Here is a 16082-nt window from a genome sequence, read left to right on the forward strand (position 1 = left end):
GCGGGTCCGTGCCGTTCAGCGGGTCCGCCGCGCCGCTTCGAGGGCCGTGTCCACGCCCTCGTCGTAGCGGAGCACGGCGGTGACGAGGCCGTGGCGCACCTCGAAGAGGGTCGCCGTGCGCCGCGGGGCCTCGTCCGGGCCGGAGTCGGCGCGGTCGGGCCACGTGGCGTCCTGCTCGACCACGACGCGTTCGTCGTCGACGTCGTGCCAGGCGACCGGTACGAGGCGGATCCCGGACCCGCGGATCCAGTCCAGGAGGACCTCCACGCCCCGGGCGGAGCCCTTGGGGCCGCCGATCCTGACGCTGGGGTCGACGACGGCCCTGGCGGCCGTCAGGTCGCGTCCGTTCACCGCCGTGTGCCAGTCCCGGACCGGGGCCCAGCGCGTGTCGTCCCTGTGCTCGTCCATGCTCGGGCTCCCCTCGCCGTCGTTCCCGTGATCGGCCGTATGGTCCCACGGAAGGCCGGTACCCGGGCGCGCCCGGGAGTGCCTCACGGAAGCCCTACCCGGCCGCGCCGGTCCGCACGGAGCGCGGCGCCCCCTCCCGCCCCGGTATCCTCCGCGGCGGACGCCGCCGCTTCTCCCGGGGCGGGCGACCCCGCCGGGGGCGGCACTGGGAGGATCGTCGGCGACCTGCGCCCGCGCCGACCGCGGGGGCCTTCGACCTGGAGGGAGACAGCGTGGCCACGAGTCCCACCACCGCCCACGGACGGGCCGTGCCAGAGGACGGGGACAAGGTCCTGGTCCGTGTCGAGGGACACCTGGGACGCCTCACCCTGAACCGGCCGCGTGCCATCAACGCCCTCGACCACGCCATGGTGGGCCGCGTCCGGGAGGCGCTCACCGCCTGGGAGGACGACGACGCGGTCTCCGCGGTCCTTCTCGACGGCGCGGGGGAGCGCGGGCTGTGCGCGGGCGGCGACATCCGCGCGATCCGGTCCAGCGCCCGGGACGGGAGCTGGCGGGCGGCCGCGTTCTGGCGCGACGAGTACCTCCTCAACGCGCACGTCGACCGCTACGCCAAGCCCTACGTCGCCCTCATGGACGGTGTGGTCATGGGCGGTGGCGTGGGCGTGTCCGCGCACGGCTCGGTCCGCGTCGTCACCGAGCGCTCCCTGGTCGGCATGCCCGAGACCACCATCGGGTTCGTGCCCGACGTCGGCGGCACCTTCCTGCTGTCCCGGGCGCCCGGGGAGACCGGCACCCACCTGGCGCTCACCGCCGAGCCGGTCGGCGCGGGCGACGCCGTGTACCTGGGCCTGGCCGACCACTTCGTGCCCTCGGGCCGGCTGGCCGACCTCACCGCGGCGCTCGCCGGGACCACCGCGGACGGGATCGACGAGGCGGTGGCCCGGTTCGCCGAGCCCGCACCCGCACCGGAAATCGAGGCCCGGCGGCACTGGATCGACGCCTGTTACTCCGCCGGGACGGCCGAGGAGGTCGTGTCCCGGCTGCGCGACCACGGCGACCCGGAGGCCGCCCTGGCCGCCGAGACCGTCGCGCGCAAGTCGCCGACCTCGGTCAAGGTGACCCTGGCCGCGCTGCGCCGCGCCCGCGGCCTGCCCGGCCTGGCGGCCGTCCTGGAACAGGAGTACCGGGTCTCCTGTGCGGCCCTGGCCTCGCCCGACCTGGTGGAGGGCATCCGGGCGCAGGTGGTCGACAAGGACCGCTCCCCCAAGTGGGTGCCCGACACCCTGGAGGCGGTCACCGACGACGACGTGGCCCGCCACTTCGCCCCGGCTCCGGACGGCCCGCTCGGCCTGGCCGACCTCTGAGGACGGCGGCGGAGACGGAGACGGGCGCCGCCGTGCCGCAGGGCACGGCGGCGCCCGCCCCACCCCGGTCCGCAGGGCCGGAGGGTCCCCGGACCGCACCCCACACGCGGCGGACGGGTCCCCGGCGACCGGTTCGGCGGAACGGGTGCCTAGAAGGCCGTCAGGGTGATGTCGAGTTCGGCGGGGCCGTGGTCCTGGATGTAGGACGCGAAACCGGCCACGTCGTCGAAGGCGAACCCGTACGCCTTGCCGTCCACGGTGTGCTCGTGGAAGACCCCGGCGTAGCGGTTGGTGACCTCCGCGAGGTAGAAGGTGTCGGGGTCGCTGGTGGGCTGCTCGGCGGAGGTCAGCAGGGTGGACCGGTTGAGGGCGGCGCCAAGGATGGCCGCGACCGGGCCGGTGAGCCCGTCGTTGGGGGCGGCCAGGTTGCCGTCGCAGAAGAGGACGTCCCTGGTCGAGGGCCGTGAGATGGGGGACACCCCGCCGTCGAACACGAACCGGTCGCCCTGCACCCTTCCGGTGAAGGTTCCCGCGTTGGTGGTGACCCGCAGGTCGTTGGCGGTGTAGTGGGACCAGACCGCGTCGATGTAGGGGTCGTAGTAGTCGGTGGGGAACAGTCCGGCGTCGAGCCCGTGCCCGGGCGCGATCACCCGCAGGTCGTCGACGACGAGCGACGAGAAGACGGGGTCCGCGGCGAGGGTCTCGAACACGGCGGCGCGCCCGCCGGGCACGAACGTGCCGGTGGTCTGGTCGGCGTCGCCGGTGAGCCGGATACCGATCGGGACGCTGAACTGGTCCACCATGCTGGTGTTGCAGAACATCCCGTCCTCGTTGTGGGTGAACTCGACCGAGTCGTGCAGTACGCCGTACCCGTGGTCGCTCTCCACCCAGCCCGCGGGGAGCTGGAGGGCGGGCTTGCCGTTGCCGTCGATGACGATGCGGATGCCGAGCTTGCCGCCGAGCGCGACGTAGATCCGCCCGGACATGTAGGGCAGGCTCATGTCGGCGGGCAGGGCGTCGAGCGGGATCGAGTAGTCGGCGTATCCGCCGTCGGTGTTGTCGTCCACGCTGACGGGGTGCGGTGTCCCGTCGGAGTCCACCCAGCAGTGGCCGCCGGTGGTCAGGTCGGTGCCGACGACGTAGACGAGGACCTCGCCGTCGGAGTAGCGACCCGTCTCGTTGGCGATGCTGACGGGGAGTGCCCCCGGGTTGGCGCCGCCGCTCGTGTTCGACTGGAGCGAGGTCTGGGTGGCGGACGGGGAGCAGGCACCGAGCAGGGGGACCCCGGCGGCCAGGGAGGCCCCTCCGAGGAAGAGTCTGCGGTTGATCACGTGGTCTCCTTCATAGCGGGTAGAGACTGGAAACTAAGTGATCATTTAGTGACGCTCACGTCAACCGGTGTAACAGCATGTGTTTTCGGGGGCGGATGTTTCTCGTGGTGACGGTGGGTCTGTGTGATCCAGTTCATCCGCGGGGCGCGCGAGCGGTGGGGAGGGCCTCTCGGGCGGAGGCTTCCGGGCCTCCTTCGGCGTGGGCGGCGCAACCACGGCGGCACCGGGCGCGTCGAACCTCCACCGAACCCCCGTCTGACAGGAGCCCCATGATCCGCCTACGCCACGACTTCGTCGTCCCCGCCGTGTCCCCCGCCTGGCTGGCGGACGTCGCCTCCGCCCTGCACGGGGCCGCCGCCGGCCTGCGGGTCGAGGAGGGGCGGGTCCTCCTTCCCCGGCGGGAGGAGTTCGCCGGTCTGGACATCTGGCGGGCCCTGGAACTCGTGGACGGGGCCGACGCCGAGAGGCGGATATGGGAGGAGGCCGAGCACGACCTCCTCGACGGGGAGTTCGGCGGCCCGCACACGCCTCCGGCGGACGGAGCCGGGGCGGACGTGCGCCTCGTGGGCGGTGAGCACTGCCGTGCGGGGGCCGTCTACCGGCTCACCGGTCCCGCCCCGGAGGGAGTGGGGACCGAGGTGTCCGTGCGGGCGTGGGACCCCGCGGGCACGACCCTGCTGACGGCCGGGCTCGTCGACGACGGACCGGACGGGGGAGGGGGCACCGCGCGCCTGGAGCTGCGCGGCGGCGCGGGCGGGTTCGCGGGCCTGGTGTTCGCGTACGAGGCGCACGGGCCGGACGGCGCGCACGACGACGGGACGGCGGTGGAGATGGAGGTGGAGGTGGACGCCGAGGCGTGGTGGTTCCGCCTGCGCGGGATCCCCGGCCCGCCGCCCGTCCGCCTGCGCTCTCGCGTGCAGGGGCACGGGTCCGTGCTCCTCCTGTCGCCGGTCACGGAGGTGGACGGCCGCTGGTGGGTGACGATGGAGGTGGAGGTGGACGCCGAGGCCGAGGAGTCGCAGGGCGACGATTTCCGGGACCTGGAGGACCTGGCGGAACTGGCGAACACGATCGCGCTGGTGTGGCGCCTGGTGGTGCTGGAGGCCGACGCGGTCGCGGACCTGCGCCGGACCGCGGACATCCTGCGCGGGGACGGTGCGACGTCCCCGCCCACCGCGACCCGGTACCCGGGCACCGGGCCCGGAGCGGCCTCCGCGGCCCTCTGAGGCGGGCCCTCCCGAGGCGGTGGCCCGGCCTCGGAGCCGGGCCACCGCACGGCCGGGTCAGTGCTCCGCCGGACCGGTGCGGCCGGTTCGGTGCGCGGCGGCGCTCCGGTAGGGCTGCGCGTTCACGAGGGTGACCCCGATGACCGCGCCGCGCGGCGCGGTGAACGTGCGCCGCTCACCCCGGCGGGCTCCCAGCAGCGACGCGCCCAGCGGGGAGTCGGGGGAGTACACGGTCATCCGGTCCGCCACGGACGCGTCCCGGACTCCGAGCAGGAACTCCTCGGTCTCCGCCTCGCCGTCGTAGCGGATGGTGAGCACCTTGCCGGGGGAGGCGATCCCGTCGTCGGGCGCGGCCTCCTCCACCACGGCCTCGCTGAGCAGCCTCTCGATGGTCTGCACGCGGGCCTGCCGCACGGCGGGGTCGTGAATGTAGCGGGGCGCGGGGAGTGTGTCCCCCGCGCCCCCGTCCGACCCTCCCGGATCGCCGTCGGGCAGCGAGCGCAGTGCCCGGAGTTCCTCCAGGAGCCGCTCGTGGGCCTCCCGGGTCATCCATCGGTCGGTGGTCTTCGCCATGGGACGTTCCTTGTCTTCACAGGCCGCCCGCGGACCGGACCGCGGGCGGGCGAGCACAGCGAGGGCCGGGGGTGTTGCCACTCATAACGAGTGTGTCCACGACCGCGGTGCCGGGCGTTATCCTCGGACGACAATCAACCGACCGTTCTTTGTGGAAACAGGACAACACCCCTGTCAGGGGAAGGGGAAACGTGATCCACCTCGACCGCCTCGTCAACGTCCTGGGCGGATACGGTGCCCGGCTGTTCGGCCCGGAGCCGCTGCGCCGCCGGGAGCTGCGCAGCGTGGCCATGCACGACCCCACCGACGACGTGCTGTTCCTGGGCGACGCGTTCCTCGCGGTCGGCGTGGACTCGGCGGCCGAGGCCGTGCGCCTCGCCGAACGGGCCCGCGCGACCGTCGTCATCGTCCGGTCCGCCGACGAGCCCGGCGACGAGGTGCGTGAGCGCCTCCGGGAGAGCGGCCCCGCCCTGCTCACCGTGGACCCCGCGGTGTCGTGGAGCCAGATATCCGGTGTCGTCTACGGGCTGGTGCTGGAGGGGCGCGAGACCGAGGCCGGGCGCGGCCCCAGCGACCTGTTCGCACTCGCCGACACCATCGCCTCCGAGACGGGCGGGCCCGTTACCATCGAGGACCGCGCGTCCCGGGTGATCGCCTACTCCGCCTCCCAGGGCGGCACCGACCCGGTGCGGCGCGACACCCTCGTGGACCGGCGGGTGCCGGAGGCCGTCCGGGAGCGGCTCGGCGCGGACGGGGTGTTCACCCGGCTGGCGGCGTCCACCGAGCCCCGGTTCGTTCCGGGGGTGCCCGCGCTCGGCATGGGCGGGCGCACCGCCGTGCCCATCCGGGTGGGGCGCGAGCTCCTGGGATCGCTGTGGGTGGCGTGTGCGGCGCCGCTGGACGCGGAGCGGTCGCGGGCGCTGCGCGAGGGCGCGTACACGGTCGGCCTGCACATGTTGAGGGCCCGGGTGAGCAGCGACCTGGAGCGGCAGGTCGAGTCGGAGTCGGTGATCGACCTCCTGGAGGGGCCGGCCGACCCGGCGCAGACGGCCGGACGGATCGGCCTGCTCGCCGACGGGCTGCGGGTGGTCGCCTTCCAGGCCCGCGCCCGCCGCGAGCCCGAGGCCGCGGTCCTGCACCTGTTCGAGCAGGTCACCACCGGTTTCGGGTGGTCGCGTCCGGGGCGCAGCACGCTGCTGGGAACCACCGTGTACACGGTGCTGCCCTGCGGGAGCGATCCCGCCCCCGCGGTGGAGTGGGCGCGCTCCGCGCTGCGCGGCCTGCCCGGATCCCCCGGCCTCGTCGCCGGCGTGGGCGGTGTCGCCGACGTCTCGGGCCTGCCCGCGAGCCGGCAGGAGGCGGACGAGTGCCTGACGCTGCACGGCCGGGAGCCGGAGGGGGCCGACGCGATCGTCTACGACGACGCATGGCACCTCGTGCTGCTGCGCCGTCTGCGGCTGGTGGCCGAGAGCGGCCGCCTGCCCGTCCGGAACCCGGTGGCGGACCTGGCGCGGCATGACGCCGAGCACGGCACGGACCACGTGCGTACGCTCCGCACCTGGCTCTACGCGCACGGGGACCTGGGCCGGGCCGCGGAGTCCCTGGGCCTGCACCCGAACACGGTGCGGTACCGGTTGCGCCGGATGGGCGCGGTCGCGGATCTGCGGCTGCACGACCCGGAGGCCCGCGTGGCGATGACGGTCGCGCTGGCCGCCCTGGTGGACGGCCCGGACGAGGGAGCGGCCGCGGTGTGACCCGGGCGGGGCGCCCCGTGTGCTCCATATGACCGGTGTGAGACCGGCGGGGACGCCTCGCGTGAGCCGGTGTGACCCGGGCGGGGCGCCCCGTACGCCCGGCGCGGTCCTGGCCGGGGTGTCCTTCGCGCTCTGTGCGACGGGGCCGCGCGCGGGCCGGCTCCCTCACTCCTCCTCGTCGGGGACGAGCACCACCTTGCCCACCACGCCACCCGACTCCGCCAGCTCCATCGCCGCGCCCGCCTCGCTGAGCGGTATCCGCGCGGCCACCCGCGGCGTGACCACCCCCTCGGCGAGAAGGCCCAGGACGGCGCCCAGGTCCTTCGCCAGCAGTTCCCGGTAGCGGCCCGTGCGGCGGTGGCCCGCCCACAGGTTGAAGAAGTGCGCACCGCGTCCGTTGGGCAGCGCGTTCCACAGCAGCAGGCGGGCGAACAGGGCCAGCACGGGAACGCGCGGGTCACCGGGCAGGTCGCGCGTGGAGGCCGTGCCGTAGGAGACCAGGGTGCCGCCCCGGGCCACGTGCCGGAAGGAGTCGACGATGCCGGGTCCGCCCACGTGGTCGAAGACCGCGCGCACGCCGTCCGGGGCCAGGTCGCGGATCCTGGCGTGCAGGCCGGGGTCCGCACGGTCGAGGGCAAGGGCGCCGAGGGCGCGCACGGCCTCGGTGTGGCGGGCGGAGGACGTGCCGATGACGCGGACGCCCGCGTGCCGGGCCAGTCGCACGAGGACCGTTCCCACACCGCCGTTGGCCCCGAGCACGACGACCGTGTCACCGGCGCGGACCCGGGCCAGCCGGTGCAGCATCCGGTACGCGGTGACGCCGTTGACCACCACGGCCTCGGCGTCGGCCGCGTCGACGCCCTCGGGCACGGGAACCAGGTCGGCGGCCGCCAGGAGGACCCGGCTGGCCCAACCGCCGGTCTTGGTGAGCGCGGCGACGCGCCCGCCGACCAGCGCGGGGTCGACCCCCGGCCCCGCCTCCTCCACCGTGCCGACGAGGTCGTATCCGGGGACGAACGGGAACGGCGGCTGGTCGAAGTACTTGCCCCGGCGCATCTGCTGCTCGGCGAAGGAGACCCCGGTGGCCTCCATGCGGACGAGCGCCTGCCCGCGGCCGGGCGGGTCGAGCGGACGGCGGCGGACCTCCAGGCCGTCGGCGGCCACGACGCCGGGGAGGACGACCTCGACGGCGCCTCGGGCGGAGCCGCCGGCCGGTCGGCCCTGTCGGGCGGGAGGGTGCTGCTGTGTCATGGCGTTTCTCCTTAGTTTGTGAGTAGTCACTTACAAAAAGAGGCCGAAGAACGCCCGGAGCGGCGCGGTGGTGCGCGGATCAGCTCCGGGCGGCGAGCGAGGTGGCGGTCGGCGGGGTCGGGGCGGTCCGGCGCCCGGCGGGCCCGTTCACGGTCCCGACCTCCCCGCGGGCGGCTTGGGGACGTGGCGCAGGCCCTGGGTGAGCGTGCGCGTCCATGGAGCGTCGACCTCGTCCAGGTCCAGGGCGGTGACCAGGTGGCACAGCATGCCCATGGCGACGAAGTGCTGCACCTGGTCCCGGGTGCCGCCGGACAACTCGTGCGCGAGGGTGACCACCCCGGCGTAGCCGCGCCTCAGGGCCTCGCGCACCTCGGGGATGTCGGCGGCGCTCTGGGCGTGGACCTGGAGCATGAGCAGGTCGCGGTCGGCGATGAGGTCGGCGTAGGCGTCGCCCATCGCCTCCAGGACCTGGGCGGTCGGCGCCTCGGCGGCGCTCCGGGCGCCCTGGCGCAGCGCCGTCCCGATGAGGTCGAAGCACCGCTCCAGCGCCGCCGTGAACAGGCCCAGCTTGCTGCGGAACAGCCGGAACACGTAGGCCTGGGAGATCCCGGCGGCGTCGGCGATCTCGGTGACCGGGGTGGCGTGGTAGCCGGTCCGCGCGAACACGGGGACGGCCTGGGCCAGGATGGCCGCGCGCCGGGCTTCGGCGTTGGAACGGGGCGCTTCTGTGGTGCTCATGTGTGTGAGTACACACTCACAAAGAGGAAAAGTCAAGCCCCGAAGGAGGGATCTCCCGGCGGAGGGCTCGACCAGTACGGAGAAGGCAGGGAAGGCGAGGGCGGCGGTGGGAGGGCCGGGGACGTGTCAGGGCCTGTACGGGTGCCGTGCGCGCTCGCCGAGCAGCCGCTTCCTGTGCCGGCTGCGGCGCACGCCCGTGGTGACGAGGATCGGCGCACCCACCAGCAGCCCCGCGAGGGGGATCCCGACGAACGAGGCCAGCGCGGTCAGGAGGTCTCCGAAGAACCGCGAACCGCCCTGTAGCCCGGCGACCGCGTAGACCGTCCCCGGGGCGCCGTCGCACACCAGCGTGTGCTCGCCCGCAGCCCCGGGGTGTGCCCCTACGAGCGACCACTCCCCGTCGCCGCCCTGGACGGTGTGCTTGTAGGGGGGCGGTTCGAAGGCCCTCTCCTCACCGCCGGGCAGGACGAGCGAGCAGGCGCTCCCGTCCGCGCCCGCGGGGCTGGAGTACAGCCCGATACGGGGGAACTCCCCGTCGGCGGTGAACACCGCCTCGCCGGCCCCCCGGAGCCGGGCGTCGAAGCCGGGTACCCCAGCGGTCCGGTACACCATGGCGATGAAGACGGCCGTCCCCACCAGGAGTCCGAGCGCGACGAACCCGGCGCCCAGGACGTACCAGAAGCGCCCGGGGCTCAGCTCCCGGGCGTCGACCCGGGGAGGGGGGAACGGGGGGTGAGCGGACACGGGAGTCTCCAGCGGATCGGACGTGTCCCCGGACGGGGGAGTCTTGCGGGCGGATCCTGTACGGATCCGCTCCGGTGGGACGCCGCGGAGGCGGTGGCGGTTCGCGCGGCCCCGGGGGGAAACGCGGCCCGATCCGCCCGAACCCCTTGTCAGCGGAGGTGGACACGGATTCAATCAGGTTCGGGGCGGTCCGCCGGCACGGTCCGCCGCCGTCCCGGCGGAGGGGAGGCGCACATGTCCGGGGCCTGGAACGCGTGGTCGTGGGACACCGACCCCGAGGCCGTGCGCCGGGACGTGGCGGTCGCGCACGAGCGCTTCACCGACTCCGGCCGTGTCAGCGGCCCGGTCCGTCCCGTCGTCGGCGACTCCTGGCTGCGCAGCGCCCTGCACGGCGTGGACCCAGACACCACCCTGCCCCGGGTCGAGCTCACCGGCCCCACCCTGTACGACTACCGCGACGCGCATCCGCTGGCCTTCGTCATGCCGCTGCTGCGGCACCTGCTCGTCGACACCGCGCCCGGCCCCCAGATCGTCGCGGTCGGCGACGCCTCGGGCCGCCTGCTGTGGGTGGAGGGCGACCGCGGGCTGCGCCGCCGCGCCGAGGCCATGTGCTTCGTGGAGGGCGCCGACTGGCACGAGCGCTCGGTCGGGACCAACGCGCCCGGCGTCGCGCTCGCCCTCGACCACGAGGTCCAGGTCTTCGCCAGCGAGCACTTCGCCCGGGGCGTGCAGCACTGGAGCTGTTCGGCGGCGCCCCTGCACGATCCCGACACCGGCGCCCTCCTCGGCGTCCTCGACCTCACCGGTGACAGCCACCTCGCCTCGCCGCAGGCCCTGGCGCTGGCCCGCACCGCCGCCACCGCGGCCGAGATGGAGCTGCGCGCCCTGCGCATCAGCGGCCGGCTGCCCACGCCCCGCCGCCCGCCCCGGGACGGGGCCGCGCCGCCGGACCCGGGCGAGGGCGGCGGGCCGCCCGCGCCGCGGGAGTCCGCCGGCGGCGCCCGGCTCCGCGTACTGGGCCGTGACAGCGCCCGGATCACCCTGGACGGCCGCTCCCGCGACCTGAGCATCCGCCACTCCGAGATCCTGCTCCTGCTCGCCCGCAGCCCGCGCGGCCTGACCGGCGACGCGCTCGGCGCACGGCTGCACGAGCGGGACGCCTCCCCGGTCACCGTCCGCGCCGAGATGTCCCGCCTGCGCCGCCTGCTCGGTCCCGGCCTGCTCGCCTCCCGCCCCTACCGGTTGTGCCGTCCACTGGCCACCGACATCGACGAGGTGCGCCGCCACCTGTCCGAGGGCTCGTACCGACGGGCGCTGGAGTCCTACGCGGGGCCGGTCCTGCCCCGCTCGGAGGCTCCCGGAGTGGCGGAGGCGCGCGGTGAACTCCAGGCCGAGGTGTGCGAGGTCCTCGGAGCCGGGGCCGCGCCGGACGTGCTCATGGACTGGGCCGAGCACCCCGAGTGGCGCGACGACCCCCGTGTCCTGGCGGCCGTGCTGCCCGCCCTCGCCCCCGGCTCGCCCCGCCACGCCGCCCTGCGGGGCAGGCTGCGCTGGCTCGGCGACTGAGGCCTTCTGCTCGCAACGTGGTCGCAACGTCGGTGTGGCTAGCGTCACACTCCACTTCCCGGAAGCGGCTTTCCGGTCCCACGACCGGTGCCACGCGAAGCAAGGAGACCGACATGGCGATCTACGCACCCCCGGGCCGGCCGGGCAGCGTCGTCGAGTACGCCCCCCGCTACGACAACTGGATCGGCGGCGAATGGGTCAAGCCGGTCAGGGGCCGCTACTTCGAGAACCCGACCCCCGTCACCGGCCGCACCTTCACCGAGGTGGCCCGCAGCGGCGCGGAGGACGTCGAACTGGCCCTGGACGCCGCACACGGCGCCGCACCCGCCTGGGGACGCACCTCCGCCGCCGAGCGGGCCCTGGTCCTCAACCGCGTCGCCGACCGCATCGAGGAGAACCTGGAGAGGCTCGCCGTCGCCGAGTCCTGGGAGAACGGCAAGCCCGTCCGTGAGTGCCTGGCCGCCGACCTGCCGCTGGCCGTGGACCACTTCCGCTACTTCGCCGGGGCCATCCGCGCCCAGGAGGGGTACAACTCCCAGATCGACGGCGATACCGTCGCCTACCACTTCCAGGAGCCACTGGGGGTGGTCGGCCAGATCATCCCGTGGAACTTCCCGCTGCTCATGGCCACCTGGAAGCTCGCGCCCGCGCTGGCCGCCGGGAACGCGGTCGTGCTCAAGCCCGCCGAGCAGACCCCGGCCTCGATCCTTCTCCTCGCCGAGCTGGTCGCCGACCTGCTGCCGCCCGGCGTGCTCAACGTGGTCAACGGCTTCGGCGCGGAGGCGGGCAAGCCGCTCGCCAGCAGCCCGCGCGTGGGCAAGGTCGCCTTCACCGGTGAGACCACCACCGGGCGCCTCATCATGCAGTACGCGTCGGAGAACCTCATCCCGGTCACCCTGGAACTGGGCGGCAAGAGCCCCAACATCTTCTTCTCCGACGTCGCCGCGGCCGACGACGCCTTCTACGACAAGGCGCTGGAGGGTTTCACCCTCTTCGCCCTCAACCAGGGCGAGGTGTGCACCTGCCCCTCCCGTGCCCTGGTGCAGGACGCCGTCTACGACCGCTTCATGGGCGACGCCCTCGAACGGGTCGGCCGGATCCGGCAGGGCGACCCGTTGGACACCGACACCATGCTCGGGGCCCAGGCCAGCAACGACCAGCTGGAGAAGATCCTGTCCTACATCGACATCGGCCGCCAGGAGGGGGCCGGGGTGCTCACCGGCGGGGAGCGGGTCGACCTCGGCGGCGACCTGTCCGGCGGCTACTACGTCGCCCCGACCGTCTTCGAGGGCCAGAACAGCATGCGGATCTTCCAGGAGGAGATCTTCGGCCCGGTGGTGTCGGTGGCCCGCTTCGACGACTACGACGACGCCCTCAAGATCGCCAACGACACCCTGTACGGGCTGGGGGCGGGCGTGTGGTCGCGCGACGGCAACACCGCCTACCGCGCGGGCCGCGACATCCAGGCGGGCCGCGTGTGGGTGAACAACTACCACGCCTACCCGGCGCACGCCGCCTTCGGCGGGTACAAGCAGTCCGGGATCGGCCGCGAGAACCACAAGATGATGCTCGACCACTACCAGCAGACCAAGAACCTCCTGGTCAGCTACTCCGACGAGGCACTGGGGCTGTTCTGATGGACTCCGCCGCCGAAGGCGCGGAGGTGGAGAGGGTGGCCGTCACCGACGCGGCGGCCGCCCTGCTCCGCCTGCTGCGCGACGAGCACGGGCCGCTCATGTTCCACCAGTCCGGCGGATGCTGCGACGGCAGCTCACCGATGTGCTACCCGGCGGGGGAGTTCCGCGTCGGCGGGTCGGACGTCCACCTGGGCGACCTGGACGTGGGCGCGCCCGAGCCGGTGCCGGTGTGGATGTCACGCTCGCAGTTCGAGCTGTGGAGCCACACCCACCTGACCATCGACGTGGTCCCGGGACGGGGCTCGGGCTTCTCCCTGGAGGCGCCGACCGGCAACCGGTTCCTCATCCGCTCCAGACTGATGGACGACGACGGGGCCGGGAGCCCCTGAGGCCTCCCGCCGCGCGGGCGCCGAGCGCCTACCGGGCCGCGCCGTCCCCGCCCCTGTCCCCGGCGGCGGCCTCGTCGGCCTCCAGGCGCTCGGCGAGCTCGTCGCGCGCCATCAGGCCCTCTTCGATGCGTCCGGTCCGATAGCCCACCCGGGCGGTGATGTGTCCCGCCACCGGGATGGTCGCCATCTGGAAGAGCGCCACCAGTACCAGCGTCCCGACGTTGAACACGTTGGTCTCCACGGGGATGAGCCGGATGTCGATCCCCACCAGCACCAGCACCAGCCCCAGCACCTGGGGCTTGGCGGCGGCGTGCATGCGCGAGAGAAGGTCGGGCAGGCGGATCAGCCCCACCCCGGCCACCAGGGAGAGCATGGCCCCGGCCAGGATGCACAGGATCGCCACCCAGTCCAGGACGGCGCCGAGCGTCTCGTTCACGGGTTCTCCCCCTTCTCCGGCTCGGGGGCGGTGTCGGTGGGTGCGGCCGGGGCCGGATGCGGGTCGGTCGCCGTGGAGACCGGGTGCACGCTGGTCGTCGTGGAGGAGCGCTCCTGAAGCGTGCGCCGGGCGACGAACTTGGCGATGCTGACCGAACCGACGAAGCCCAGCAGGGACAGCACCAGCAGGGTCGGCAGCACCGTGGGGTCGCGGTGGAAGGCGGCGTAGGCCCCCGTACCGGTCAGCGCCGAGGCGATCAGCACGTCCACGGACAGCGCCCGGTCCAGGACGCTCGGACCCATCAGCATCCGGATCATGCCCAGCAGCGCCGCCACCCCGAGCATGACGCCGATGGCGGTCCACAGAGCGTTCACGGCCTCTCCCCTCCCTCGCGCGTCTCCTGCTCATCCAGCGCCTCGGGACCGCCGGCCCGCAGCGCGGCGATGTCCTCGTGGGTGCCCAGGGCCATCACGAACCGCCTCTCCAGCTTCCAGATGTCCCGTCGGCCCCGCTCGACGGCCTCGTCGTCGCCCACGCCCAGCATGTGCACGTACAGGACGCGCTCGGACCGGTTGACCTCGACGATCAGGGTGCCGGGGATGATCGAGGCGGCGATCGCGGTGCACACCATCGTCAGGTCCGAATCGGTACGCATCCGCACCGCCACCACCGAGCTGGGCGCCTGTCGGCGGGTGAAGATGATCACGGTCACCTGGAAGCTGGCCACGACCATCTCGGCGAGCACGTACAGGACCAGCCGGACCAGGTGCACCGGATGGAAGCGGGGCATCGGGGTGATCGGCGGCATCGGGAACAGCACCATGATCAGTACCGACACCAGGAAGCCCAGGACCAGCAGGCCCAGCGACTCCCAGCGTGGCTGGAAGCCCTTGAAGAGCAGCATCCACACCAGGGTCATGCCGAGCGCGACCGGGACCTGCACCTTGCCCACGCGCCTGCGCAGCGCGGTCAGGCCGGCCCTCTTCCTCTTCCGCGGTCTGGTCATCGGTCGCCTCCGAGAACGGCCTCGATGTAGAGGGTGCGCGCCTGGAGTTCCACGGCCGCGTCGTAGGAGTACTCGATCAGCGGCCCCGCGAACACCGTCAGGGCGACGCTGAACGCCACCAGCGCCACCGTGGCGCCGACCATGCTCTTCGGCAGGACCACCGACGTGACCACCGTCGTGGCCGCGGTCGTGGTGTCCCTCAGCCGGGAGGACGGTCCGACCGCCTCGCCGGGACCGAGCGCCGCGGTGGAGGTGTCGTCGGCCTCGACGTCCTCCAGCACGGTACCGGGCTCGGCCACCATGCCCTCGGACGGTCTCCGCCAGAACGCGTAGTTCCACACCCGGGCGATGACGTACAGGGTCAGCAGGCTCGTGAGCACCGACGTCCCCACCAGGGTGTAGGCGAGCGGCGTGCCCGCGGCCACACCGGCCTGTATCAGGCCGATCTTGCCGAGGAAGCCCGACAGCGGCGGGATGCCGCCCAGGCTCATCGCCGGGATGAAGAACAGGACCGCCAGCACCGGCGCGATCCGCCCCAGGCCGCCCAGGTGGTCCAGGGACGTGGACCCGCCCCGGCGCTCGATGAGGCCCGTGACCAGGAACAGCGTGGTCTGCACCGTGATGTGGTGCGCGATGTAGAACACCGCGCCCGCCATACCCTGATCGCTGCCCAGGGCCACGCCGAAGATCATGTACCCGATGTGGCTGATCAGCGTGAACGACAGCAGACGCTTGATGTCGGTCTGCGCGACCGCGCCCAGGATGCCCATGATCATGGTCGCCAGCGCCACGCACATCAGCAGGCCGTTGAGCTGCTCGCCGGGGAACAGCAGGGTCTGCGTGCGGATGATCGCGTACACGCCCACCTTGGTGAGCAGACCCGCGAACACCGCGGTGACCGGCGCAGGCGCCGTCGGGTAGGAGTCGGGCAGCCAGGCGGCCAGCGGGAACACCGCCGCCTTGATGCCGAAGGCGAACAGCAGCACGATCTGCAGGGTGGCCCTGAGGTCGGTGGACAGCTCCGGCAGCCGCTCGCCGAGGTGGGCCATGTTCACCGTGCCGGTGGCGCCGAAGACCAGCGCGATGGCGATCAGGAACAGCACCGACGACACCAGCGACACCACGACGTAGGTGGCGCCCGCCCGCATACGGGACTGCGTGCCGCCCAGGGTCAGCAGTACGTAGCTGGCGGTCAGCAGGATCTCGAACCCGACGTACAGGTTGAACAGGTCGCCGGCCAGGAAGGCGTTGGACACGCCCGCCACCAGGATCAGGTAGGTCGGCTGGTACACCGACAGGGGCGCCACCTCGGCCTTGCCCACCATGCCCTGGCCGATGGAGTACACCAGCACGGCCAGCGTGATCGCCGCCGACACCGTCACCAGCAGCGCGGACAGCCGGTCGGCCACCAGGGTGATGCCGATCGGCGCCTCCCAGCCGCCCACCTGCACGGCCAGCGGACCGAACTCGTGCACACCCAGCATCAGGACCAGGCCGATGACCAGGACCAGGGCCAGCGAGATGACGCTCAGCCACTGCTGTAGCCGGGGCCGGCGGATGCCGAGGGCCAGCTTGACGCCGGCCGTGAACAGCGGGAGCACCACGGGCAGGGGGATGAGGTAGTGCAGGATCCCGGCGAGGTCTTCCACACCCATG

General features: G+C 73.4%; 16 protein-coding genes. 6 read left to right on the top strand and 10 right to left on the bottom strand.

Going from position 1 to position 16082, the window contains the following annotated elements; all coding sequences use genetic code 11:
• Window positions 1-15: 15 nt before the first annotated feature.
• Entirely contained in the window at window positions 16-408 is a 393-nt protein-coding gene (locus NOSIN_RS24365; RefSeq protein ID WP_077692968.1) for a nuclear transport factor 2 family protein, read from the bottom strand.
• 272 nt (window positions 409-680) lie between these two features.
• Here NOSIN_RS24365 and NOSIN_RS24370 point away from each other — a divergent pair, with 272 nt between their 5' ends.
• Entirely contained in the window at window positions 681-1775 is a 1095-nt protein-coding gene (locus NOSIN_RS24370) for an enoyl-CoA hydratase/isomerase family protein (protein WP_077692969.1), read from the top strand.
• 149 nt (window positions 1776-1924) lie between these two features.
• Here NOSIN_RS24370 and NOSIN_RS24375 read toward each other — a convergent pair whose 3' ends face one another.
• Window positions 1925-3106 carry a beta-1,3-glucanase family protein gene (locus NOSIN_RS24375; RefSeq protein ID WP_077692970.1) on the bottom strand — a complete coding sequence of 394 codons (1182 nt, stop codon included), beginning with the start codon at window positions 3104-3106 and terminating at the stop codon, window positions 1925-1927.
• Window positions 3107-3375: 269 nt separating this feature from the next.
• Here NOSIN_RS24375 and NOSIN_RS24380 point away from each other — a divergent pair, with 269 nt between their 5' ends.
• The gene (locus NOSIN_RS24380) at window positions 3376-4332 is read left to right on the top strand and encodes a hypothetical protein (RefSeq protein WP_077692971.1); all 957 of its coding nucleotides are present in this window, start codon (window positions 3376-3378) and stop codon (window positions 4330-4332) included.
• Between the two features lie 57 nt (window positions 4333-4389).
• Here the strand turns inward: NOSIN_RS24380 and NOSIN_RS24385 are convergent, their stop codons facing one another.
• Window positions 4390-4905 carry a GreA/GreB family elongation factor gene (locus tag NOSIN_RS24385; RefSeq protein WP_077692972.1) on the bottom strand — a complete coding sequence of 172 codons (516 nt, stop codon included), beginning with the start codon at window positions 4903-4905 and terminating at the stop codon, window positions 4390-4392.
• 191 nt (window positions 4906-5096) lie between these two features.
• Between NOSIN_RS24385 and NOSIN_RS24390 the strand changes: the two genes are divergently transcribed.
• Window positions 5097-6659 carry a PucR family transcriptional regulator gene (locus NOSIN_RS24390; RefSeq protein WP_077692973.1) on the top strand — a complete coding sequence of 521 codons (1563 nt, stop codon included), beginning with the start codon at window positions 5097-5099 and terminating at the stop codon, window positions 6657-6659.
• A gap of 165 nt (window positions 6660-6824) precedes the next feature.
• Here NOSIN_RS24390 and NOSIN_RS24395 read toward each other — a convergent pair whose 3' ends face one another.
• The 3 genes from NOSIN_RS24395 to NOSIN_RS24405 form a co-directional block, all read right to left on the bottom strand.
• Complete coding sequence (locus tag NOSIN_RS24395; RefSeq protein ID WP_077692974.1) at window positions 6825-7910, bottom strand: medium chain dehydrogenase/reductase family protein; 1086 nt, start codon at window positions 7908-7910, stop codon at window positions 6825-6827.
• 147 nt (window positions 7911-8057) lie between these two features.
• On the bottom strand, window positions 8058-8648 hold the full coding sequence (locus NOSIN_RS24400; RefSeq protein ID WP_077692975.1) for a TetR/AcrR family transcriptional regulator: 591 nt from the start codon (window positions 8646-8648) through the stop codon (window positions 8058-8060).
• A gap of 126 nt (window positions 8649-8774) precedes the next feature.
• Window positions 8775-9392 carry a hypothetical protein gene (locus tag NOSIN_RS24405; protein WP_077692976.1) on the bottom strand — a complete coding sequence of 206 codons (618 nt, stop codon included), beginning with the start codon at window positions 9390-9392 and terminating at the stop codon, window positions 8775-8777.
• Between the two features lie 234 nt (window positions 9393-9626).
• Here NOSIN_RS24405 and NOSIN_RS24410 point away from each other — a divergent pair, with 234 nt between their 5' ends.
• The 3 genes from NOSIN_RS24410 to NOSIN_RS24420 all read left to right on the top strand — a co-directional run bounded on the left by NOSIN_RS24410 (window position 9627) and on the right by NOSIN_RS24420 (window position 12984).
• The gene (locus NOSIN_RS24410; RefSeq protein WP_077692977.1) at window positions 9627-10958 is read left to right on the top strand and encodes a GAF domain-containing protein; all 1332 of its coding nucleotides are present in this window, start codon (window positions 9627-9629) and stop codon (window positions 10956-10958) included.
• Window positions 10959-11071: 113 nt separating this feature from the next.
• Window positions 11072-12595, top strand: a complete 1524-nt coding sequence (gene exaC, locus NOSIN_RS24415) for an acetaldehyde dehydrogenase ExaC (protein ID WP_077692978.1) — start codon at window positions 11072-11074, stop codon at window positions 12593-12595.
• A complete protein-coding gene (locus NOSIN_RS24420) occupies window positions 12595-12984 on the top strand; it encodes a DUF779 domain-containing protein (RefSeq protein ID WP_077692979.1) in 390 nt (129 codons plus the stop codon). The genes exaC and NOSIN_RS24420 overlap by 1 nt, the downstream gene beginning before the upstream one ends.
• A 28-nt stretch (window positions 12985-13012) precedes the next feature.
• Here NOSIN_RS24420 and mnhG read toward each other — a convergent pair whose 3' ends face one another.
• Genes mnhG through NOSIN_RS24440 form a run of 4 tightly spaced genes read right to left on the bottom strand, consistent with a single transcriptional unit; the run spans window position 13013 to window position 16081 of the window.
• Window positions 13013-13420: a monovalent cation/H(+) antiporter subunit G gene (gene mnhG, locus NOSIN_RS24425; protein WP_077692980.1), complete on the bottom strand. Its 408-nt coding sequence runs from the start codon at window positions 13418-13420 to the stop codon at window positions 13013-13015.
• Window positions 13417-13794 carry a monovalent cation/H+ antiporter complex subunit F gene (locus tag NOSIN_RS24430; RefSeq protein WP_077692981.1) on the bottom strand — a complete coding sequence of 126 codons (378 nt, stop codon included), beginning with the start codon at window positions 13792-13794 and terminating at the stop codon, window positions 13417-13419. The genes mnhG and NOSIN_RS24430 overlap by 4 nt, the downstream gene beginning before the upstream one ends.
• Window positions 13791-14426 (bottom strand): Na+/H+ antiporter subunit E, encoded by a 636-nt coding sequence (locus NOSIN_RS24435; RefSeq protein ID WP_077692982.1) that lies wholly within the window; start codon window positions 14424-14426, stop codon window positions 13791-13793. The genes NOSIN_RS24430 and NOSIN_RS24435 overlap by 4 nt, the downstream gene beginning before the upstream one ends.
• The gene (locus NOSIN_RS24440; protein WP_171986631.1) at window positions 14423-16081 is read right to left on the bottom strand and encodes a Na+/H+ antiporter subunit D; all 1659 of its coding nucleotides are present in this window, start codon (window positions 16079-16081) and stop codon (window positions 14423-14425) included. The genes NOSIN_RS24435 and NOSIN_RS24440 overlap by 4 nt, the downstream gene beginning before the upstream one ends.
• Window position 16082 lies beyond the last annotated feature (1 nt).

The sequence above is a fragment of the Nocardiopsis sinuspersici genome (assembly GCF_001998325.1).
Lineage (GTDB): Bacteria > Actinomycetota > Actinomycetes > Streptosporangiales > Streptosporangiaceae > Nocardiopsis > Nocardiopsis sinuspersici.